Below are 17,928 nucleotides of genomic sequence, written 5' to 3'. Positions count from 1 at the left end.
TGCCGGATCGGAATGAAGGAGGCATCAGGTGCACCACATGACTGCTCAAACCTTGTACCCCTCAGGGACGGAAGGACACCCGTCGAAAATTGCGGTGATCGGGGCTGGAGCGGTTGGCACCGCAGTCGCCTATGCGTGCGCCATGAGGGGCGACGCCCGCACCATCGTCCTCCAGGACATCAACAAGAAGAAGGTCGAGGCTGAAGCGCTCGATATCGCTCACGGCATCCAGTTCACCCCATGCGGCGCCGTTGAAGGATCCGACGATGTGGAAATCGTGCGAGGATCCGACCTGGTGATTGTCACCGCCGGTGCGAAGCAGAAACCGGGACAAACCCGCCTTGAGCTGGCTGGCTCCACCGTCAACCTCATGAAAACCATCGTGCCGAACCTGCAGAACGTCGCACCGCACGCCCGCTTCATGTTCATCACGAACCCCGTTGACATCGTGACCTATGCGGCGCTGAAAATCATGGGTGTTCCACGCAACCAGGTCTTCGGCTCGGGCACCGTGCTCGACACATCGCGCCTGCGCTACCTGGTTTCGCGCGAAACCGGAGTGGCCACACAGAACATCCACGCCTACGTGACAGGCGAACATGGTGATTCAGAGGTGGCACTGTGGTCATCCGCTGAAATTGGAAACGTGCCGATCCGGCACTGGGGGCCCACCCTGAGCGGCAGGCTCTTCGACAGTGATCTGCGCAAGGAAATTGCGGAAGAAGTCACTCAATCGGCCTACAAGATCATCGAAGGTAAAGGCGCCACGAATTACGCGATTGGCCTGTCGGCAGCTAACATTGCCCGCGCGGTGCTGCGAGACGAAAACCGAGTTCTGACGATCTCCTCGCTGCTTGAAGACTGGGAAGGCATCTCAGATGTCTGCATGGCTGCACCCACCATCGTTGGGCGAATGGGTGCAGGACGGGTGCTGAACCCGCCGCTGACGCTGGCTGAGCGCGACGGTCTGACCGAATCAGCCCGACGCTTGCGTGCTGTTGCGCAAGAGCTCGGGTTCTGACCTACAGGCAGCGGATCACGGTGACGACGAGGCCGAGGATCGTTGCCTCGTCACCAGGGATCGGACTGTAGGACTCGTTTTTCGGCAGCAGCCACACATGACCGTCGGCGTGAGACAGAATCTTGACAGTTGCTTCACCATCGATCATCGCGGCAACCGTCTGCCCGTCAACAGCGGTGGGCTGAGAGCGTACCACGACATAGTCACCATCAAGGATCCCCGCATCAATCATTGACTCGCCGTTGACACGCAGCATGAACACGTTGCCTTGCCCCGTCAGTGAGGTGGGAAGCTCGAACGTGTCCTCAACATGCTGTTCTGCCGTGATAGGCGCGCCGGCAGCGATCTGCCCGACGAGGGGGACAGGAACTGTGTCCTGGTCAGCATGGCTGACCGGGATCTCGATTTCATGGACAGTGGCAGGTGCCTGATCCTGAGCATCGCGGGGATCGCGGGAATCTCCAAGACCCTGCTCCGTGAGTTCAATGCACCGCGCCTGGCCAGGAAGACGACGGATAAAACCAGCCTCCTCCAGTGCGTCAATATGATGCTTCACTGTCGAGGGGGAAGCCAGCCCCACGTTCTGTGCAATCTCACGCACCGAGGGAGGGTAACCGCGTTCGCGGATACTCTCACGAATCGTGTCGAGAATCTCACGCCTGCGACGGCTTAACGTCGCCTCATCCGTCTTCTTCGCCATCGATCCTCCCGTTTATGCAGGTCAATCAGTATTTGGAACGCAAATGCACATGGTCGTTGTTTCACTGTGTTTACAGGGTACCGAAGACTTAGGCAAATGTGAAACATTTGTTCGAGCAAGTCTTGTTGCCCTCATAAAATGATGATATCGTACAAGTGTTCGACGAACATTTGTACGACGATTGAAAGTGAGGGATTCTCATGAGCGCTGCGATTCTTGGAGCAGCTCGAACCGAACACTCCACAACGCGTCATGCTGCGAATCTGCATGTGGTGGACACCGGCGAACTCGCGACAGTTCGTGACATCTCCACTGCACCGTCTCTTCAACGCAAGCGTGCTCGCCTGCTGGAAGAAGACCCCGCCATTCGTCGTCATCCTGTTTTCGCGCGACATCGCGAGGCAGCCACGCCGCGGCTCACTCTTCGCTCTGTGGTGTGCACACTGAGCACATTGGCTGCCGCCACGACACTGAGCGTGGGTGCCGGTCTGTATTTCCAGCCAGACGACTACTCGGGGCCGACCGTGGCGCATTCGGTGACGAATGGAGAGTCAGTGTGGAGCCTTGCTCAAGCCGTGGATACTTCCCGCCCGCTCGAGCAGGTTGTTGTCGACATTGAGCGCCTCAATGACATTGACGGTCCCCTTCAGGTGGGGCAGCGTCTGCAAATCCCAGCAGAGTAGGATTGCGAGCCTGTTGTCACTGTGTCTCGTGTTGCAAATGAGGTGTGAAAACTCGTAGCGTTGAGCTAACACTAGATGGAGGCTCGCGTGCACTGCCCCTTTTGCCATAATCCTGACTCACGTGTCGTAGACACCAGGATCGCTGATGACGGAGCGTCAATTCGACGCCGCCGCGAATGCACTGTGTGCAAGAAGCGCTTCACCACGATTGAAACCTCCTCATTCCTGGTCGTCAAAAACTCAGGAGCAGTTGAGCCTTTCTCCCGAAACAAGGTTATCGCCGGCGTGCGTAAAGCATGCCAGGGAAGGCCAGTTACAGATCACGACCTCGCATTGCTCGCTCAACAAGTAGAAGAGCATCTGCGATCCAGTGGCGTCTCGAACGTCTCGTCAGAAGAAGTGGGCAAAGCAATTCTGCCGTTCCTGTCTCAACTCGATGAGATCGCATTCCTGCGGTTCGCATCTGTCTACCGCTCGTATAACTCGCTCGAAGACTTCGAAGATGCGATTGCGCAGCTGCGCCTGCAGCGCCAGGAAAATGACGATGCTGACAAGACGGCCGATGACAAGGAAGCAACGGTGTCTATCCCCGGCAACACCCGCGACAGTGCGGCTGGGGTACCGCAGCACACTGGAGTGCACAAGCAGCACGCCCGAAAGGCTCGCAAGAAGCAGATCAGAGAAGAAGAGCCCACACTGCTCGACTCCTAATCGCCAGCGTGGGCTCCTACAACCGACTCCTACAACCGAGCGGCCTACTTGTCGCTGCGGCTCGAATCCTGATCGCGGTGCGAATCTCCCTGCCGTTTATCACGCAGACGCTCCACTGCAGCAGACACGGCAGACTGAGCCTGGTCGACAACCTCCTGGGCCTGCTGCGCAAGGTCAGCGGCACGCGACTGCATCGACAAAATATCCTCACGCACCCTGCGGCGCATCACCTTGCCGATCTGAGAGCGCGGCAACTCATTGAGGACAACGAGCTGGCGTGGCAGCGCATAGTGCGACAGTGACTTTTCAGCCCACGTGCGAATGTCATCCAACGTGACAGAGGCGCCCGCCTCCAGCACAATCGCTGCAGCAACCGACTCGCCCGACTTCTTGTCAGGCAATCCCACCACGGCAACATCGCGAACACCTGGCATTGAGCGCACCGCATCTTCAACCTGGCTCGGGAACACCTTGAAGCCCGACGAATTGATCATCTCCTTGCGGCGGTCGGCCATCGTGATGAAACCGTCATCAAGGACCACCAGATCGCCCGTGCGCAGCCATCCGTCAATCAGTGTCTGTTCGGTTTCATCCTCACGGTTCCAATACCCGGCAAACACCTGGGGACCTTTGACGATCAATTCACCGATCTGACCGTCGGGAACATCCTCGTCAATGTTGTCAGGATTGACAATTCGCACCTCGGTGGACGGGAAGGGCAGACCCAGCGTGCCGGGGCGGCGCGCGGGGGAAAGCGGCGAACCCAAGATAATCGGGCTTGCTTCCGTCATGCCGTAGCCCTCCACGATCAGGCCCCTGCTGGTTTCTTCCCAGCGGGCCGCAAGCTCACCATCCAGCGGCATCGCGCCCGAGATCGCAAATCGGACTGACGTGAGATCGGAATCAAGTTCTTCTGCCGCATCCAGGATGCGCTCATACATCGGCGGAACGCCGACGAAGAAGGTACACGGCAAACGCTTTTGTGCAGTCAGCAACATCGCGGTGTCGAACTTTGGGAAAAGCGCCAACGTTGCGCCCAGGCGGATACCTGCCATAAACGAAACACCGAAGCCAAAGGCGTGGAAGAGGGGGAGCACGCAGTACACAACCTCAGAGCCCTCGTGCAGATCTGGAACCCAGGCAATATCCTGCGCCACATTCGCCATGATGTTGCGGTGCGTAATCGTCGCAGCTTTCGGAGTGCCTGTCGTGCCGCCTGTATGCAGCAACAGCGCAGCATCGTCGGGGCGAGCAGGACTGTCACCGGACATCGGCTCGGCATGCTCAACCAACTTGTCCCACGAGGGTACATAGGCGGGAACTGGAGCGGAGATCTCCTGACGTTTTTCCCGCGCAGCCTTAACCGGCAAGCTCAGCAGGAAACGCGTCACCTTCGGCATGGCGTGCGTCAAATCCATTGCGAAAACCCTGCCGGTTCCGCGCAGAAAAGCCAGCTTGTCCACCACTTTTTCCCACGCGATAGCGACGCGCGCACCATGACGGTCAAAAGATTCGTGAATTTCGCGCTCAGGTGCCAGCGGATTGTGCTCCACCACAACAGCACCCACGTACAGCGCTGCGTACACCGCCACAATGTGCTGTGGGCAGTTCGGCATCAGAATTGCCACGCGATCGCCTGGTCGCACACCGGCTCTCTTCAGCACCGTCGCACCCTGCCGAGCCTGCTTCACCAACTCCTGATAAGTGGTCGGGCGTGAGAAGAAATCTAGCGCCACGCGGTTCGGATAACGCGAAGCGACATCCTCAAGAACGTCGGTTATGCGGTGGTCCTTGATGTCAACAGAGTAAGGAATGCCAGGGGCGTACCCAGCCTGAAGCTGGTGCATCAGTGTCATTGTTCCTCCTGGATCGTTCCACTAGGATTTACCTACCCTACGGTAGCGTAGGTTGGCAGGCCAGGAGAAACGCGTATCACACTACAAACTGGTCACGGTCAGACGAATCGTATCGTCCATCGACTCAATGGCATGAAGAGCCTCACGCGGCAATTCCGAAGAAATGTCGGTCAGGGCGTAGCCCACAAACCCCTGCGTCGACAGAATCTGGCCGTCAATGTTGGCCCCGGACTCAGCAAATGTCTGGTTGATCAAAGCCAAAACGCCGGGCGTATTGCGGTGAATGAGCGCAATCCGGTAACGCGACTGTGCCGAAGCCGCAAGCTGCAGATTCGGCAGATTCACACTCATATCCGTCGATCCTGTCGTCAGATAATCGCACAGCTTTGTTGACACAAAGTGTCCGATGTCCAGCTGAGCCTCTTCGGTGGAGCCACCCACGTGCGGCGTCAAAATCACGTTATCCATCCCCACCAGCGGCGAGGAGAACGGCTGGCCATTCTTTTTCGGCTCCTGCGGGAACACGTCGATAGCGGCGCCCGCCAGATGACGAGACAACAAGTGTGAGCGCAGCGCGTCAATATCCACCACGAACCCGCGCGACAGGTTGATGAAAACCGCCCCGCTCTTCATCATGTCGAATTCTTTTTCGCCAAATAGATTCCGGTTCTGCGGTGCGCCGTCAACATGGATCGACACAATATCCGCCTCACGCAACACCGATTCCATCGTCGGCATCTGCGTGGCGTTGCCCAGGGCGAGTCGCTCCGCAGTGTCGTAAAAAATAACGTTCAGCCCCATCGCCTCGGCCAGCACTGACAACTGCGTGCCGATGTTGCCGTAGCCGATAATGCCGAGGGTGCGTCCGCGTACCTCGTGCGATCCGTCCGAACTCTTCTCCCACACGCCGCGGTGCAGACGCGAGTTCTTGACCGTGACACGACGCGTCAAGTCAATGATCAAACCGATCGCCAGTTCCACAACCGAACGGGTGTTGGAATACGGAGCGTTGAACACGGCGATACCGTGCCTGGTGGCCGTGGAAAGATCAATCTGGTTCGTCCCAATACAGAAAGCACCAATTGCTTGAAGCTGAGGGTTCGCTTCAATGGCACGCTGTGTGACACGGGTCTTGGACCGCACACCCACCATGTCAAAACCGTGAAGCGCCTCAATCAACTCATTTTCGTCCAGGGCACCGCTGACGCGTTCAACCTCGACATTGTGATCTGCGAAGATTTGATCAGCGTCAGCGTGAGGATTTTCAAGCAAGAGAACACGAGTCATAAGCTCATATTCTCACAAAGGTGACCTGAAAGTCAGTTCTGTTCAAGTCCGGACAGAACCTGTCCGCTGGAGACGATATGCAGGCGCTGAGTGGATCGCGTCAGCGCCACAAAAAGATCACCCGGCCCGTCGCCCAGAATCTCAGAAGGCTCCACCACGATAACTGAGTCAAACTCCAGCCCCTTCGCAGCCGTCGCACTCAGCACTGCGACCCGCTCACTGAGAGTGGTGTGCCCATCTGTGTCAGCGTTCCACTGGTCGGCGCGCTCCGATCCCATGATGATGGCCAGGCGCCCTCGTCCAATCCCAACCGTGTGGTCAAGTACGGACAATTCTCGCCGAATCGCCTCACGCGTCGGCTCCCACATGTCGTCTGTTTCAGGTGACGAGGGTGGCTGGTGCTCCTGCGCGAGATGCGTGAGCTCATAGGCATCGGTCACATCACGCACAGCCTGAAGCTCACCGGACATGGGTTCGCCTACCGCCGCCATAACGCGCTGAGCACGGTCAATGAGCTGGCGAGGCGTGCGATACGAGATCGTCAGCACATACTCCTCGCTCAAGGCGCGCGCAGCTGGCCCAAGAGCCTCGTGCCACGTGGACGGGCGATCATGTCCGCGACGCTGATCCAGATCACCGACGACAGTAAACGAGCGGGACGGGCAGCGGCGCAACAGAGCGCGCCACGCCATAGGGGAGAGCTCCTGAGCCTCATCCACGACGATATGCCCATATGTCCACGACCGGTCGCGTCGCGCACGCTCAGCCAGTGACGAATGAGATTCCCCTTCACGTGTCGCATCAGCCAGCATCTGAGCCGTGACGATACCGTCGCCCAGGTTTTGGCGCTCAATGGCTTCGCGCGCATATGCCAGACGCTCGGCGCGCTCATTATCCTCACGCTCACGCAAGGCCGAGGATGTCCCCAGCAGCTCCGCACACTCATCAAGCAGAGGAATATCACTAACTGTCAGCGGGGAACCTTTCGGGCGCCGAAGCCCAGCAATCTCATCGAAAGTGAGGCGATTGGGAACCGAAGCGTTGAGCTGTTCCAGATAGCCCGGGCGAGCAAAAATCCTCTCCAGCAACGTGAGCGGAGAAGTCGGCATCCACGCCAGGTTGATGGCGCGACGAGCATCCACCGAATCACGGATCTCCTGACGCCACATCTCCACGTCGTTGCCGTCCACGTCATGCACCCCTTCGCGCGAACGGCGATCACGTTCATCGGCAGCCAGTCGGCGCGCCAGAACATCCATGAGCTCCAGCGCAAAACCGTCACGCGCCTCATTGTGGGGCTTGCCCGTGCGGCGGGCGTGAGCATGCGCGGCGCGGATGTCCTCTACGGTCAGCGTGACGGTGCGTGACCACACGCGCAGCTCCTGATCAGCGTCAGGTACGCGCTGCAGCCCCTTGACTGCGCGGCGAATAATCGACTGCCACACCGCCTTGCCTTTGATGCGTGCCACGCGCTCGCTGTCGTGGGCCTGTGCATGGAATCCGGGCAGCAGGTCACCCATCGTCACGGACACGACGCCTGTTTCACCTAGAGACGGCAATACCTGCTCGATGTAGCGCAGGAAAACGTGGGAGGGGCCGATCAGGAGGACACCGGAATGCTGGAGCCTGTCACGCTGTGTGTACAGCAGGTAGGCGGCGCGATGCAGCGCAACAGCGGTCTTCCCGGTTCCCGGACCACCCTGAACGATGACCAGGCCGGAATCTTCTGAGCGGATCACGCTGTCCTGCTCGGCCTGAATGGTCGACACAATGTCGGTCATGTGGCCCTGACGGGCTTCGCTCAGTGCGGACATGAGTGCGCCTTCGCCCTGGAGCGTCATATTCCGTTTGTTTGCGGCCTCCTGATCCAGTGCTTCATCTTCGATTGCGGTGACGCGGCGGGCTCGGGTGGTCAGGTGGCGCCGCCGGATTACACCTTGTGGATCAATGGCCGTCGCCTGGTAAAAGGGTCGCGAAGCGGGGGCGCGCCAGTCAATCAGCATGGGTTCGCCCTCGGCAGTTGAGATGCCGATGCGACCCACATAGTGAGTGAGGTCATCTTCCATGTCGATCCGGCCGAACACCAGGCGGTCCTCCACCTGATCGAGGCGCTCACGCAGGTCAGAAAAGTGTGCTGAGAGCACGTCACGTTCTGTGAATCCCTGAGCGTTGCCGACACCATGCTGGCGGTGGGCGCGTTCCTGCGCCAGACGGTACTCATCCTTCAACTGGTCAAGTCGGTGGTACGTCGCATCAACGACAGCCTGCTCATGAGCAATCTCGGGGTCCTGTGAGCCTGCGTCGACGGGTTCGAACATGCATCCTCCTGGCTAACTGACGGCATACTATTGTGCCCTATCTGGAGGACTTCGGCATATACAGCGAGATAGAAATTTCACCTTGTAGCTCAAAGCTCGCCTGAGGGCACGGATTTGGGTACCGTGGTAGTAGCGACACAGCTGAAAGGAGGCAGCGATGGCTGACAATACGCTTGATCAGTTCCTGGACGACCAGGAAGCGTACGACGACGGCCCCGCCAAAGGCGCGCGTGCCCCCATTTTGCTGACACACTTTGACGGTGCGATGGATGCGGGAACCGCCGGCCACCTCGCAATCGAGCAACTGTTGCACACGCTGGACACCCAACGCGTGGCCACGTTTGAGTCGGACATGTTCATCGACTACCGCTCACACCGCCCTGTGATGAATATTGACGACTGGGTGACAACCTCTCTTGAAGTGCCTGAAATTGCACTTGACCTGGTCTACGACGATGCGGGAGTGCCGCTGCTGGTTCTCCACGGGCCTGAACCCGACGCGAAGTGGGAAACGTTCGTCCGAGCCGTGTCCCACCTTGCCGAGCAGGCAGGCGTGGAGATCTCGTTCTCGCTGCACGGCATCCCTTCCGGTGTGCCGCATACCCGGCCCACACCTGTTCATATGCACGCCACAGACGGCTCCTTGTTGCCTGAGCAGCCACAGATGTCGGGAACGATGCGCTTTCCGGCACCCATGACGTCATTCCTGCAGTCCCACCTGGCCAGTCAGGGCATTGACGGTGTCACCATGCTGGCGGCAGTGCCGTATTACATGTCTGACACGCAGTACCCGCGTGCCGCTTCAGCGCTGTTGACCTCGCTGTCGGACTACGCTGACCTGTCTCTTCCGGTTGGCGACCTGGAGCGCGGTGCCAGCGAGGAGATTGACCAGGTAACTCAGCTCATTGAGGCCAACGAGGAAGTCTCGCGTACCATCGCCGCCCTCGAAAAGCACTATGACGCGCTGGCGACCGCGTCGAACAGCACGGAAACCTTCCGGCTGCCTGACTCGGAAAGCTCCGCAATGTCGGCGGAGGACATTACCGAGACCATCGAGGAGTTCCTGCGTACCCGCTCACAGCGTTCAGCCGAGGCTGACGCGACCAGCGCGAACACCGACGAGGCAACGCAGGGTGACGAGGAGGATCAGGTCACCATTGATGATGTCCTCGACCGCCTCGAAGAAGGTTCCTTCCACGCGCGTCCTGCTCGTGGCGCCGAAAGCGAATCATCGGCGCGCCCATCACAGGGCCAGCGCGAAACTGTCGAGGATGTTCTGCGACGCCTGCGTGACCGCGGCAATGACAGTGAGGCAACCGAACGTAACCAGACCCTGCGCCACCGTGCCGATCCGACATGGGGACCCCCTCAGCAGCCATCCGATGACTAGGCGGGCACTTCTCGTCTGGACGAGCGCCATGTTCGCCTACGTGCTGGCCGTTGCTGCACGTACATCCCTGGGCGTTGCCGGTATTGAAGCGATGGATCGTTTCGCCATGCCCGCATCCGTGTTGGCTGCGTTCTCCTCCGTGCAGCTGTTCGTCTACGCTGCGATGCAGATCCCATCGGGACTTGCGCTGGATCGGTGGGGGCCGCGACGCGTTCTCATGGTCGGCGCAGCCCTCGTGTCCATCGCCCACATTGCCATGGCGTGCGCGACGAACCTGCCGCTGGCATTTGCTGCCCGCATTCTGCTGGGAGTGGGTGACGCGACGGCCTTTATTTCTGTGCTGCGCCTGGTACCGAGCTGGTTCACCCCATTTCGCGTACCGCTGATGACTCAGCTCACCGCAATTGTCGGACTGCTCGGCCAGGTGGTGTCAGCCGTTCCCTTCCTGTGGGCGCTGCGCGCCTTCGGCTGGACTCCAGCCTTTTGCATCCTGGCGGGTCTTGGATTTTCGGCAACCCTCCTCATCGGATTGGCTGTTGCGGACAAACCCGGAGCGAAACGTGAGCGTTCAGATCAGCAGGGGGAGCACGCACTGACTACCATTAAGTTCGTCATGCGTGACCCGTCGACATGGCTCGGGTTCTTTGCCCACTGGACAGGCGGAATGCCCGGCATGACGTTCACACTCTTGTGGGGCGTTCCGTTCATGACTCTCGGCATGGGACTGAGCCCCGCTGTCGCCTCAGCGGTGCTCGTAGCATTCACCTGCGTCAATATTGCGATCGGTCCAGTTGTCGGTCAGCTGACCGCGTTACGACCCGGTGGCAGAGTTCTGGGCGTGTTGGCCGCGGCCGCTGCCTCCACCTTCGCATGGGTCATCGTGCTGGCTCGCGTGCAGCCTGTCGGTGCCTGGGCAGCATTCTTGCTGGGAATCGTGCTTCCCGTCAGCGGCGTCGCTTCAACAATTGCATTCGACTTTGTGCGCCGCTCTTCACCCGAACACCGCCTGGGTACGGCAACCGGAACGGTCAATATGGGCGGCTTCGTTGCCACGATCGTGACAGTGCAGGTCATCGGCGTCGTCCTTGACCTGTTGAACCCGACACGCGAATACGGGTGGAGCGAGTTCCGCGTGGCGATGTCCATCCAGGCCATCACACTGCTCATCGGGGTGATCGGTGTGATCGTGAATGCGCGGCGTGCTCACGTACGCATCATTCGCCCTGTGGATCTTCCATAGGCCGAGCCCCCGCAATCCACTGGTTTAACGACTTACCTGCCATGATGCGCGCTGGAAGTGCGAGCTTGCGCAGCAGCCGGTCCAACTGGGCAACATCCAGCGGCGCAAAGTGAGGCGACTGGTCGCGGACCGTCTTCCGTCCGGCCACCATGACATTGCCCCACCTGCCTGAACGCGCCACCTTCGGGTCCGCAACGGCGACAACTTCGCCGAACGCCTCGCTGATTGCAGCAACGTCAGGGCGCCCGTTTGCCTTCCCACCGTGCGGCACGTTGGCCACGTACAGTCCACCCGGTACGAGGGCATCCCATGCTGATCGAGCCGCCTGAAGCGTCATCAACTGGCGGGGCACGCTCTGATCGGAAAAAGCGTCACGTACGATGACGTCCCACCGCTCAGGGCGTGTCGAATCGAGGACCTGGCGCCCTTCGCCCACACGTATCTTGAGTTGAGGCGAGCGCGGCAGATCAAACAGGTCACGCACGGTGTGCGCCAGATCTTCATCGATTTCAACGACGCAATGGCGCGACTGTGGACGCTTGATGCTCCATGCCCATGCCAGAGCGCAGCCGGCTCCGCCGATATGGAGGACACGCACCGGCTCAGGTGATGGTGCAAGCGCTTCGAGGGCGGCATCCATATGCTGCATGTATTCAAATTCGAGCACCTCAGGATGGTCGACATCGACACTGGAGGACTCCGCACCGTTGACGAACACTGTCGCATGGGAACCATCCCACGTCACCCGTGCCGAGCCAGTGGAGATCGCAAATTCGTGAGCGTCGCGTGAAGACATACCCGTTACTGTAACGCCCCTAAGATAGTGATGAGGGGAGGAGCCATGTCGAACGCGCCGCGCGACAAGCGCGCCAAACGCAACTGGGGCGATGACGATTCAGCCACCCCGATCATCCACGTGGATATGGACTCCTTCTTTGCTTCGGTTGAACTGCTGGAAAATCCGCAGCTGCGTGGCAGACCGCTGATCGTCGGCGGATCAGGAATGCGGGGCGTGGTCACATCCGCAACCTACGAAGCACGTGAATTCGGAGTGCGTGCCGGTATGCCGATGGCGCGGGCGCGCGCACTGTGCCCCAGTGCGCAGGTGGTCTCCGGACGCCGGGAAATATACAGCGCATACTCGACGCGCGTGATGGCGATCCTCGCTCAGATCACGCCACTGGTTGAGCAGGTCAGTATTGACGAGGCCTTCCTGGACGTCGCCGGCGCCAGGCGCCGGCTCGGGTCACCCACCACGATCGGACATCTCATCCGCAGGCGAATCCGGGAGGAGGTCGGCCTGCCGGCCTCAGTCGGGATCGCTTCCACGAAATCCGTTGCAAAGATCGCGTCATCACACGCCAAGCCGGACGGACTGCTGCTGATACCTGAGGATCAGACGGTGGCATTTCTGCACAGTTTGCCAGTGGGCGTGTTGTGGGGCGTGGGAGGTCGAACGCTGGATGTGCTGCAGCAGGAAGGCGTTGAACGTGTCGCCCAGTTGGCGCAGATGCCGATGACACGGTTGACGAAGCTGTTGGGAGTGGCCAGTGCGCACCACTTGCACGACCTAGCGTGGGGCATCGACCGCAGGCGCGTGCATGTGGAACGCGAAGAAAAATCGGTCGGAACCGAAACAACCTTTGAGACGAACGTGACCAGCCGGCGTGACCTTGAGCAGTTCATCGTGCGAGCCGCCCACAAGTGCGCTCGTCGACTGCGAGCAGGCGGACAGGTGGCGTGGACGGTTACGATGAAGATGCGCGATGCCTCATTCCGCACGATCACACGATCCGCCACACTGGTGGCGCCTACCGATGAAGGCCGCGTCATTGCCCGCGCTGCCCACGACCTGTTTGCAGCCGAAGTGATGCCGAGCGGGGGAGTCAGACTCATGGGCGTGCGAGCCGAAAATCTGCAGCTGCGCCGGGACGGCGTGGCGGTCCTGATGGACAATGACGGGCGCTCGCGGGCTGTGGAGGAGGCGATGGATCACGCCAGTGAGCGTTTCGGTGACGGAGCACTGCGACCAGCTTCTTTGCTGGGCACTAGCGTCAAAAAAGACGATGTGTCGCCTGCAGATCGTGGCCCGAATGGTCTTAGGGAACCTTAGACCGTTACACTGGATCCGTAACGTCCACAGCCGAAGGAGGTGCGCGATGGCCCTGTCCGACTATGAAAAAGAAATACTCGAACAAATGGAGAGCCAGCTGCGTGAGGACGATCCGGAACTCGCCTCGACCATGTCGGCTCGCACCTCGCGATCCTCACGTGCACGTTCCTCGTACGACACTTCCGCTGATTCCCCTCGGCGCTCCAAACTCTCCCCGCGCAACATGATCCTCGGCGCTTTCTTCGCTGTCATCGGCATGTGTGTGGTGCTCGGTGGTGTGACGCTCGGTTACGGCATATGGTCGATCCTTCTGGGAGTGCTCGGATTCTGCATCATGGTCGCCGGTATTCTCTTCGCGTTGCATACGCGCCCGGTGGATCCCGCCTCGTCGAAGAAGTCTGGCACGAAGCCGTCCAGTGGACGTTGGACGGATTTCGTTGCGAATCAAAATCGCCGCTGGGACGAACGCGGCCGCGACTAGTCACTGCACACTCGCCGTTCCTTCGTTCTCCATTCTTGCCGCCGCTCATTCTTTTGTGCCCTCATCGACGAGGGTGACTGACGTGAGTTGGCGCTGGCTGCCCACTGATATCACCGCGCCGCGAATGTCGTGGACGTCCACCACTGTGCACCACTGCGTGTGCTGACCCCTCATCGATGAGGGAATACCCCTGCGAAATCTGCAGCCTCGACCCTGATATGCCTCGATGTGGCACATATTCATGCCCGTCAACACCCGGCGTTGAGAATTTTCCCTCCACCTTCCTCCACCCTGATTTTTACGCGATTTTCCAACGTTTATTTTCAAAATAAACCGAAACATGGGCGCAAAATGTTCCCATAGTGGTTGAAAGTGGGTTAAAGTGGAGCTGCGTGTCACGGAGGGGAAGGGAGGTGTGGCATGTTCCTGGGAACGTACGAGCCGAAGCTCGACGACAAAGGGCGTGTCATTCTGCCTGCTCGTTTCCGTGACGACATGGAAGGTGGAATCGTCCTCACCCGTGGTCAGGAACACTGCATCTACGCATTCCCTGCCCATGAGTTTGAGTCCATGGCACAAGAACTGATGCGCGCGCCCTTGTCATCGAAACAGGCGCGCGACTGGGTTCGCGTCATGCTCTCAGGTGCCTACAAGGAAATTCCAGACAAACAAGGACGCGTTGTCGTTCCAGCTGACCTGCGAGCATACGCCGGACTTGACCGGGAACTCACAGTCATCGGAGCTGGCGCACGTGCTGAAATCTGGGACACCACAGCGTGGCGCGAGTACCTCACCGTCCAAGAAGATGTTTTCGCCAATACAGCGGACGAAATCATCCCCGGAATGTTCTGACCCCACCGTGCCCTCCGCCCGACGCTCTGACATCACTTCCCCGATGGCAGATCGGCGGGGGAGAAGCAGGTGGGAAGAACGCACACAGGCAGATCACGGACAAGGAGGCAACGTGAGCGCAGAAACTACACGCGATGCAGCTCAGCTGCACACACCCGTCCTTGTCGACCAGTGCATGGATCTGCTCGCCCCTGCCCTCACTCGGCCCGACTCTCTTCTGATCGACGCCACCCTGGGAATGGGCGGTCACACGCACGCAGCCTTGACACGCTTTCCCCATATCCGTGTGGTCGGAATTGACCGCGACCCGCAGGCCATTGCGCTGGCAAGCGAACGTCTGCGCGAATTTGGACAGCGCTTCGAAGCCGTGAACACAACATACGATCAAATCGGCCAGGTCATTGACGACCACTCGGCAGACGGACTGGCAGATGCCGTCCTGATGGATCTGGGCGTCTCCTCACTGCAGCTCGATGAGACAGAGCGAGGCTTTTCCTACGCGCATGACGCACCCCTCGACATGCGCATGGACCCGACCCGTGGACGCAGCGCAGCCGAACTCATTGCAGATGCGAGCGTGCAGGAACTGACGGACATCCTGCGCACCTTCGGGCAGGAACGCTTTGCGCACCGCATCGCCACGTTGATTGTCAAAGAGCGCGCCGAGCAGCCCATCACGAGAACCGGACAGCTGGCGGATCTGGTCAAACGCGCCATCCCTGCGCCGGCACGCCGCACGGGCGGAAACCCCTCCAAACGCACGTTCCAGGCGCTGCGAATTGCCGTCAACAACGAGCTGGACATTTTGCGGGCCGCCATTCCGCAGGCACTGAGCCATCTGCGCGTGGGCGGACGAATGGTTGTCGAAGCCTACCAGTCCCTCGAAGACCGCATCGTCAAAGAGATCTTCGCTCAGGGCGCCCGTGACAATGCGCCGCCCGGACTGCCGGTGGTGCCTGAGTCCATGAAGGCGACACTGACACTGGTCACACGTGGCGCTCTTCAAGCTGACAGCGCTGAACAGGAATCCAACCCTCGATCACGATCCGTGCGCGTGCGTGCCGTCGAAATCCGTTCCCCATGGAGGCCACAATGACAAACGAAGCAGTGGCGCGTACACGTCCAGCATCCCGTACCCGCGACACGCTGCGGCCCACCCTGCACCTGATCGAGGGAAAGATTCCGCAGCGCTCAGTCATCCCGCTCGCACTCCTGGCGATCGCGATTCTGCTGGCGGCAATTGTCGTGCCGCTGGTCGTCAACACGCAGATGGCTGAAACTGCGTTTGAGATCAGGGAGATGCAGCTGGAGGTCAACGCGCTAGATGCTGAAGCGTGGACCCTGCAGACGCAACTGCACAACGCATCGTCACCTCAGGCCCTCGAAAAATCTGCACGCGATCTTGGTATGGTTCCGGCAGGACCCACCGGGTTCGTCACGTTGTCGAACGGCACCGTCGAGGGCGGCCAGGCCGCTTTTCGTAGTGAATAACGCGCAGCTAGAAAGGCTCACTAGATGAACACTCGTGCGGGGCGGCAGGAGTCGGCTCGGCGCGCCCACTGGATCTTGTTCATCACCCTTTTCGCACTGTGCGCATGTGTGCTGCGCCTCTTCCTGCTGCAAATCGTCCAGGGGCCAGCTCTGGCTGCCGAAGGCCTCGAAGTGCGAACATCGGCCTCTGATATCACCGCTCAACGTGGCTCCATTACTGATGACACCGGAATCGTTCTAGCTGAATCCGTGCAGACTTACCACATTGCCGTCAACCAGATCAATATCCGCACCTACGAACATGACGGTCAGATCGGGCCGGCAGCAGCAGCCTCGCAGCTTGCCCCACTGCTCAAGATGGACCCGGTCGAACTGGGCGGACTGATGGTCGGTGATTCGACGTATGCCTACGTCAAGAAGAACGTGGATGCGGTGACCTATCGCAAGATTCGTGCCATGGACATCTACGGCATTGAGTGGGAATCAGCTTTTGAGCGCACCTACCCCAATGGCTCGACCGCAGGTCCCGTCATTGGCACCATCAATGCCGAGGGGGTCGGCGCCTCCGGTCTTGAAGCCACGATGGATCAGATTCTGCAGGGCAGCGCCGGACGTGAAGCCTTCGAAATTGCTCCGAACGGCGCCATTATGCCGGGCGGAAAGCACACAGTGGTTGAACCGGTCTCAGGCGGATCGGTGCGCACAACACTTCGCGCCGACCTTCAGCATGGTGTCCAGGAAGCCCTCGATGCGCGCGTGAAAGCACACAGCGCCGACTGGGGTGCCGTCGTCATCACCGACGTGAAGACCGGACGAATCCTCGCCCTGGCTGATTCCAATTCCACCGCGCCCAACAGTGCCACACCTCAGCCGGTTTCCGCCGTCCAATACGCATTTGAACCCGGATCGGTCGGCAAGGTTGTCACTGCGGCCACAGCCCTGAATAAAGGCACAATCACCCCGACCAGTGAATTTACCGTGCCCTACTCTCTGGACGGCCTGCCGGGAGCTGACGGCCCGATTAGTGACTTCCACGAGCATCCCACAGAACGAATGACGGCAACAGGAATCCTGGCAGAATCATCGAACACAGGCACGATCCTGATTGGCCAGACCGTTGACGATGCCGACCGGTATGACATGATGCTGAAACTGGGTCTCGGTGCCCCTAGCGGCATTGAACTGGCCGGCGAATCATCCGGCGTGGTTCGCACACCCGACCAGTGGATCGGACGAGACAAATGGGTGTCCATGTTCGGACAGTCCTACTCCATGACAGCCGTCCAGGAAGCCACGATGATGGCCACAATCGGCAACGGCGGCGTGCGCATGCCGCCACGCATCATCGACTCGTGGCAATTGGCCGACGGTACTGTCCATACCCCCGACCCAGTCCAACCAGTCCAGGCGATGAGCGCACAGAGTGCATCCGACCTGCTGAAGATGATGGAATCAACCGTGGCGACGGACGTCGGCACGGGACAGACAGCCAAGATCGACGGATACCGGCTGGCCCTCAAAACGGGTACTGCTGACATCTTCGTGGACGGCGTGCCCGCAACCGTATCCACTGTGGCAGGTGTCCTCCCCGCCGAAGCGCCTCAGATCGCAGTGTCAGTTGTGCTCTACAATCCGAAAGTCGGAGTGATCTCATCCGATTCGGCGGCGCCCCTCTTCGCGGAGGTCGCCTCACAGGCGGTGCGAAATCTCGCAATTCCCGCATCACAGGAACAGGCAGACCTATTCCCGCTTAGACCGGGCTCATGATAGAGGACAGGGACAACC

Annotated in this window: 17 protein-coding genes; 11 read left to right on the top strand and 6 right to left on the bottom strand. The window is 59.8% G+C overall.

Annotation, left to right across the window (positions count from 1 at the left end; translation table 11 throughout):
* The first annotated feature begins 37 nt into the window (after positions 1-37).
* Positions 38-1,021, top strand: coding sequence for an L-lactate dehydrogenase (locus AC1EJZ_RS04400; protein WP_058236451.1), 984 nt, complete (start codon positions 38-40; stop codon positions 1,019-1,021).
* Position 1,022: 1 nt separating this feature from the next.
* On the opposite strand, the gene lexA is transcribed toward AC1EJZ_RS04400, so the two are convergent.
* The gene (lexA, locus tag AC1EJZ_RS04395) at positions 1,023-1,721 is read right to left on the bottom strand and encodes a transcriptional repressor LexA (protein ID WP_058236452.1); all 699 of its coding nucleotides are present in this window, start codon (positions 1,719-1,721) and stop codon (positions 1,023-1,025) included.
* Positions 1,722-1,921: 200 nt separating this feature from the next.
* Between lexA and AC1EJZ_RS04390 the strand changes: the two genes are divergently transcribed.
* Positions 1,922-2,404, top strand: coding sequence for a LysM peptidoglycan-binding domain-containing protein (locus AC1EJZ_RS04390; RefSeq protein WP_070725911.1), 483 nt, complete (start codon positions 1,922-1,924; stop codon positions 2,402-2,404).
* An 87-nt stretch (positions 2,405-2,491) separates the two neighbouring features.
* A complete protein-coding gene (gene nrdR, locus AC1EJZ_RS04385) occupies positions 2,492-3,115 on the top strand; it encodes a transcriptional regulator NrdR (protein ID WP_480294002.1) in 624 nt (207 codons plus the stop codon).
* Between the two features lie 44 nt (positions 3,116-3,159).
* On the opposite strand, the gene AC1EJZ_RS04380 is transcribed toward nrdR, so the two are convergent.
* The 3 genes from AC1EJZ_RS04380 to AC1EJZ_RS04370 all read right to left on the bottom strand — a co-directional run bounded on the left by AC1EJZ_RS04380 (position 3,160) and on the right by AC1EJZ_RS04370 (position 8,576).
* Positions 3,160-4,971, bottom strand: a complete 1,812-nt coding sequence (locus AC1EJZ_RS04380; RefSeq protein WP_058236453.1) for an AMP-binding protein — start codon at positions 4,969-4,971, stop codon at positions 3,160-3,162.
* A gap of 81 nt (positions 4,972-5,052) precedes the next feature.
* Positions 5,053-6,258, bottom strand: coding sequence for a phosphoglycerate dehydrogenase (gene serA, locus AC1EJZ_RS04375; protein WP_480294001.1), 1,206 nt, complete (start codon positions 6,256-6,258; stop codon positions 5,053-5,055).
* Between the two features lie 32 nt (positions 6,259-6,290).
* Positions 6,291-8,576, bottom strand: coding sequence for a HelD family protein (locus AC1EJZ_RS04370; protein ID WP_058236455.1), 2,286 nt, complete (start codon positions 8,574-8,576; stop codon positions 6,291-6,293).
* Between the two features lie 157 nt (positions 8,577-8,733).
* Here AC1EJZ_RS04370 and AC1EJZ_RS04365 point away from each other — a divergent pair, with 157 nt between their 5' ends.
* The gene (locus AC1EJZ_RS04365; RefSeq protein WP_070725905.1) at positions 8,734-9,966 is read left to right on the top strand and encodes a PAC2 family protein; all 1,233 of its coding nucleotides are present in this window, start codon (positions 8,734-8,736) and stop codon (positions 9,964-9,966) included.
* Positions 9,959-11,206 carry an MFS transporter gene (locus AC1EJZ_RS04360; protein WP_070725904.1) on the top strand — a complete coding sequence of 416 codons (1,248 nt, stop codon included), beginning with the start codon at positions 9,959-9,961 and terminating at the stop codon, positions 11,204-11,206. Before AC1EJZ_RS04365 ends, AC1EJZ_RS04360 begins: the two co-directional genes overlap by 8 nt.
* On the opposite strand, the gene AC1EJZ_RS04355 is transcribed toward AC1EJZ_RS04360, so the two are convergent.
* On the bottom strand, positions 11,181-12,002 hold the full coding sequence (locus tag AC1EJZ_RS04355) for a spermidine synthase (RefSeq protein ID WP_070725902.1): 822 nt from the start codon (positions 12,000-12,002) through the stop codon (positions 11,181-11,183). The genes AC1EJZ_RS04360 and AC1EJZ_RS04355 overlap by 26 nt on opposite strands.
* A gap of 45 nt (positions 12,003-12,047) precedes the next feature.
* Here AC1EJZ_RS04355 and dinB point away from each other — a divergent pair, with 45 nt between their 5' ends.
* Positions 12,048-13,319 carry a DNA polymerase IV gene (gene dinB / locus AC1EJZ_RS04350; protein ID WP_058236459.1) on the top strand — a complete coding sequence of 424 codons (1,272 nt, stop codon included), beginning with the start codon at positions 12,048-12,050 and terminating at the stop codon, positions 13,317-13,319.
* 46 nt (positions 13,320-13,365) lie between these two features.
* Positions 13,366-13,800 carry a DUF3040 domain-containing protein gene (locus AC1EJZ_RS04345; RefSeq protein ID WP_058236460.1) on the top strand — a complete coding sequence of 145 codons (435 nt, stop codon included), beginning with the start codon at positions 13,366-13,368 and terminating at the stop codon, positions 13,798-13,800.
* Positions 13,801-13,845: 45 nt separating this feature from the next.
* Here the strand turns inward: AC1EJZ_RS04345 and AC1EJZ_RS04340 are convergent, their stop codons facing one another.
* Positions 13,846-13,974: a hypothetical protein gene (locus AC1EJZ_RS04340; RefSeq protein WP_257590402.1), complete on the bottom strand. Its 129-nt coding sequence runs from the start codon at positions 13,972-13,974 to the stop codon at positions 13,846-13,848.
* A 246-nt stretch (positions 13,975-14,220) separates the two neighbouring features.
* Here AC1EJZ_RS04340 and mraZ point away from each other — a divergent pair, with 246 nt between their 5' ends.
* The 4 genes from mraZ to AC1EJZ_RS04320 all read left to right on the top strand — a co-directional run bounded on the left by mraZ (position 14,221) and on the right by AC1EJZ_RS04320 (position 17,910).
* The gene (mraZ, locus tag AC1EJZ_RS04335; protein ID WP_058236461.1) at positions 14,221-14,652 is read left to right on the top strand and encodes a division/cell wall cluster transcriptional repressor MraZ; all 432 of its coding nucleotides are present in this window, start codon (positions 14,221-14,223) and stop codon (positions 14,650-14,652) included.
* Between the two features lie 112 nt (positions 14,653-14,764).
* Positions 14,765-15,748, top strand: a complete 984-nt coding sequence (gene rsmH / locus AC1EJZ_RS04330) for a 16S rRNA (cytosine(1402)-N(4))-methyltransferase RsmH (protein WP_480294000.1) — start codon at positions 14,765-14,767, stop codon at positions 15,746-15,748.
* Positions 15,745-16,143: a cell division protein FtsL gene (gene ftsL / locus AC1EJZ_RS04325; protein ID WP_092648468.1), complete on the top strand. Its 399-nt coding sequence runs from the start codon at positions 15,745-15,747 to the stop codon at positions 16,141-16,143. Before rsmH ends, ftsL begins: the two co-directional genes overlap by 4 nt.
* A gap of 24 nt (positions 16,144-16,167) precedes the next feature.
* Positions 16,168-17,910 (top strand): peptidoglycan D,D-transpeptidase FtsI family protein, encoded by a 1,743-nt coding sequence (locus AC1EJZ_RS04320; protein WP_092648469.1) that lies wholly within the window; start codon positions 16,168-16,170, stop codon positions 17,908-17,910.
* The last annotated feature ends 18 nt before the right edge of the window (positions 17,911-17,928 follow it).

This window comes from Pauljensenia sp. C0170B5, assembly GCF_056590195.1.
This window is presented reverse-complemented; position numbering and strand designations above follow the sequence as displayed.

What these genes read in the sequence shown, in the direction of transcription:
- AC1EJZ_RS04365 (WP_070725905.1), top strand. Translation starts at nt 8,734, where the DNA reads ATGGCTGACAATACGCTTGATCAGTTCCTGGACGACCAGGAAGCGTAC.
- lexA (WP_058236452.1), bottom strand. Translation starts at nt 1,721, where the DNA reads ATGGCGAAGAAGACGGATGAGGCGACGTTAAGCCGTCGCAGGCGTGAG.
- AC1EJZ_RS04360 (WP_070725904.1), top strand. Translation starts at nt 9,959, where the DNA reads ATGACTAGGCGGGCACTTCTCGTCTGGACGAGCGCCATGTTCGCCTAC.
- AC1EJZ_RS04355 (WP_070725902.1), bottom strand. Translation starts at nt 12,002, where the DNA reads ATGTCTTCACGCGACGCTCACGAATTTGCGATCTCCACTGGCTCGGCA.
- ftsL (WP_092648468.1), top strand. Translation starts at nt 15,745, where the DNA reads ATGACAAACGAAGCAGTGGCGCGTACACGTCCAGCATCCCGTACCCGC.
- AC1EJZ_RS04390 (WP_070725911.1), top strand. Translation starts at nt 1,922, where the DNA reads ATGAGCGCTGCGATTCTTGGAGCAGCTCGAACCGAACACTCCACAACG.
- serA (WP_480294001.1), bottom strand. Translation starts at nt 6,258, where the DNA reads ATGACTCGTGTTCTCTTGCTTGAAAATCCTCACGCTGACGCTGATCAA.
- AC1EJZ_RS04380 (WP_058236453.1), bottom strand. Translation starts at nt 4,971, where the DNA reads ATGACACTGATGCACCAGCTTCAGGCTGGGTACGCCCCTGGCATTCCT.
- dinB (WP_058236459.1), top strand. Translation starts at nt 12,048, where the DNA reads ATGTCGAACGCGCCGCGCGACAAGCGCGCCAAACGCAACTGGGGCGAT.
- AC1EJZ_RS04345 (WP_058236460.1), top strand. Translation starts at nt 13,366, where the DNA reads ATGGCCCTGTCCGACTATGAAAAAGAAATACTCGAACAAATGGAGAGC.
- AC1EJZ_RS04340 (WP_257590402.1), bottom strand. Translation starts at nt 13,974, where the DNA reads ATGAGGGGTCAGCACACGCAGTGGTGCACAGTGGTGGACGTCCACGAC.
- AC1EJZ_RS04320 (WP_092648469.1), top strand. Translation starts at nt 16,168, where the DNA reads ATGAACACTCGTGCGGGGCGGCAGGAGTCGGCTCGGCGCGCCCACTGG.
- mraZ (WP_058236461.1), top strand. Translation starts at nt 14,221, where the DNA reads ATGTTCCTGGGAACGTACGAGCCGAAGCTCGACGACAAAGGGCGTGTC.
- AC1EJZ_RS04400 (WP_058236451.1), top strand. Translation starts at nt 38, where the DNA reads ATGACTGCTCAAACCTTGTACCCCTCAGGGACGGAAGGACACCCGTCG.
- AC1EJZ_RS04370 (WP_058236455.1), bottom strand. Translation starts at nt 8,576, where the DNA reads ATGTTCGAACCCGTCGACGCAGGCTCACAGGACCCCGAGATTGCTCAT.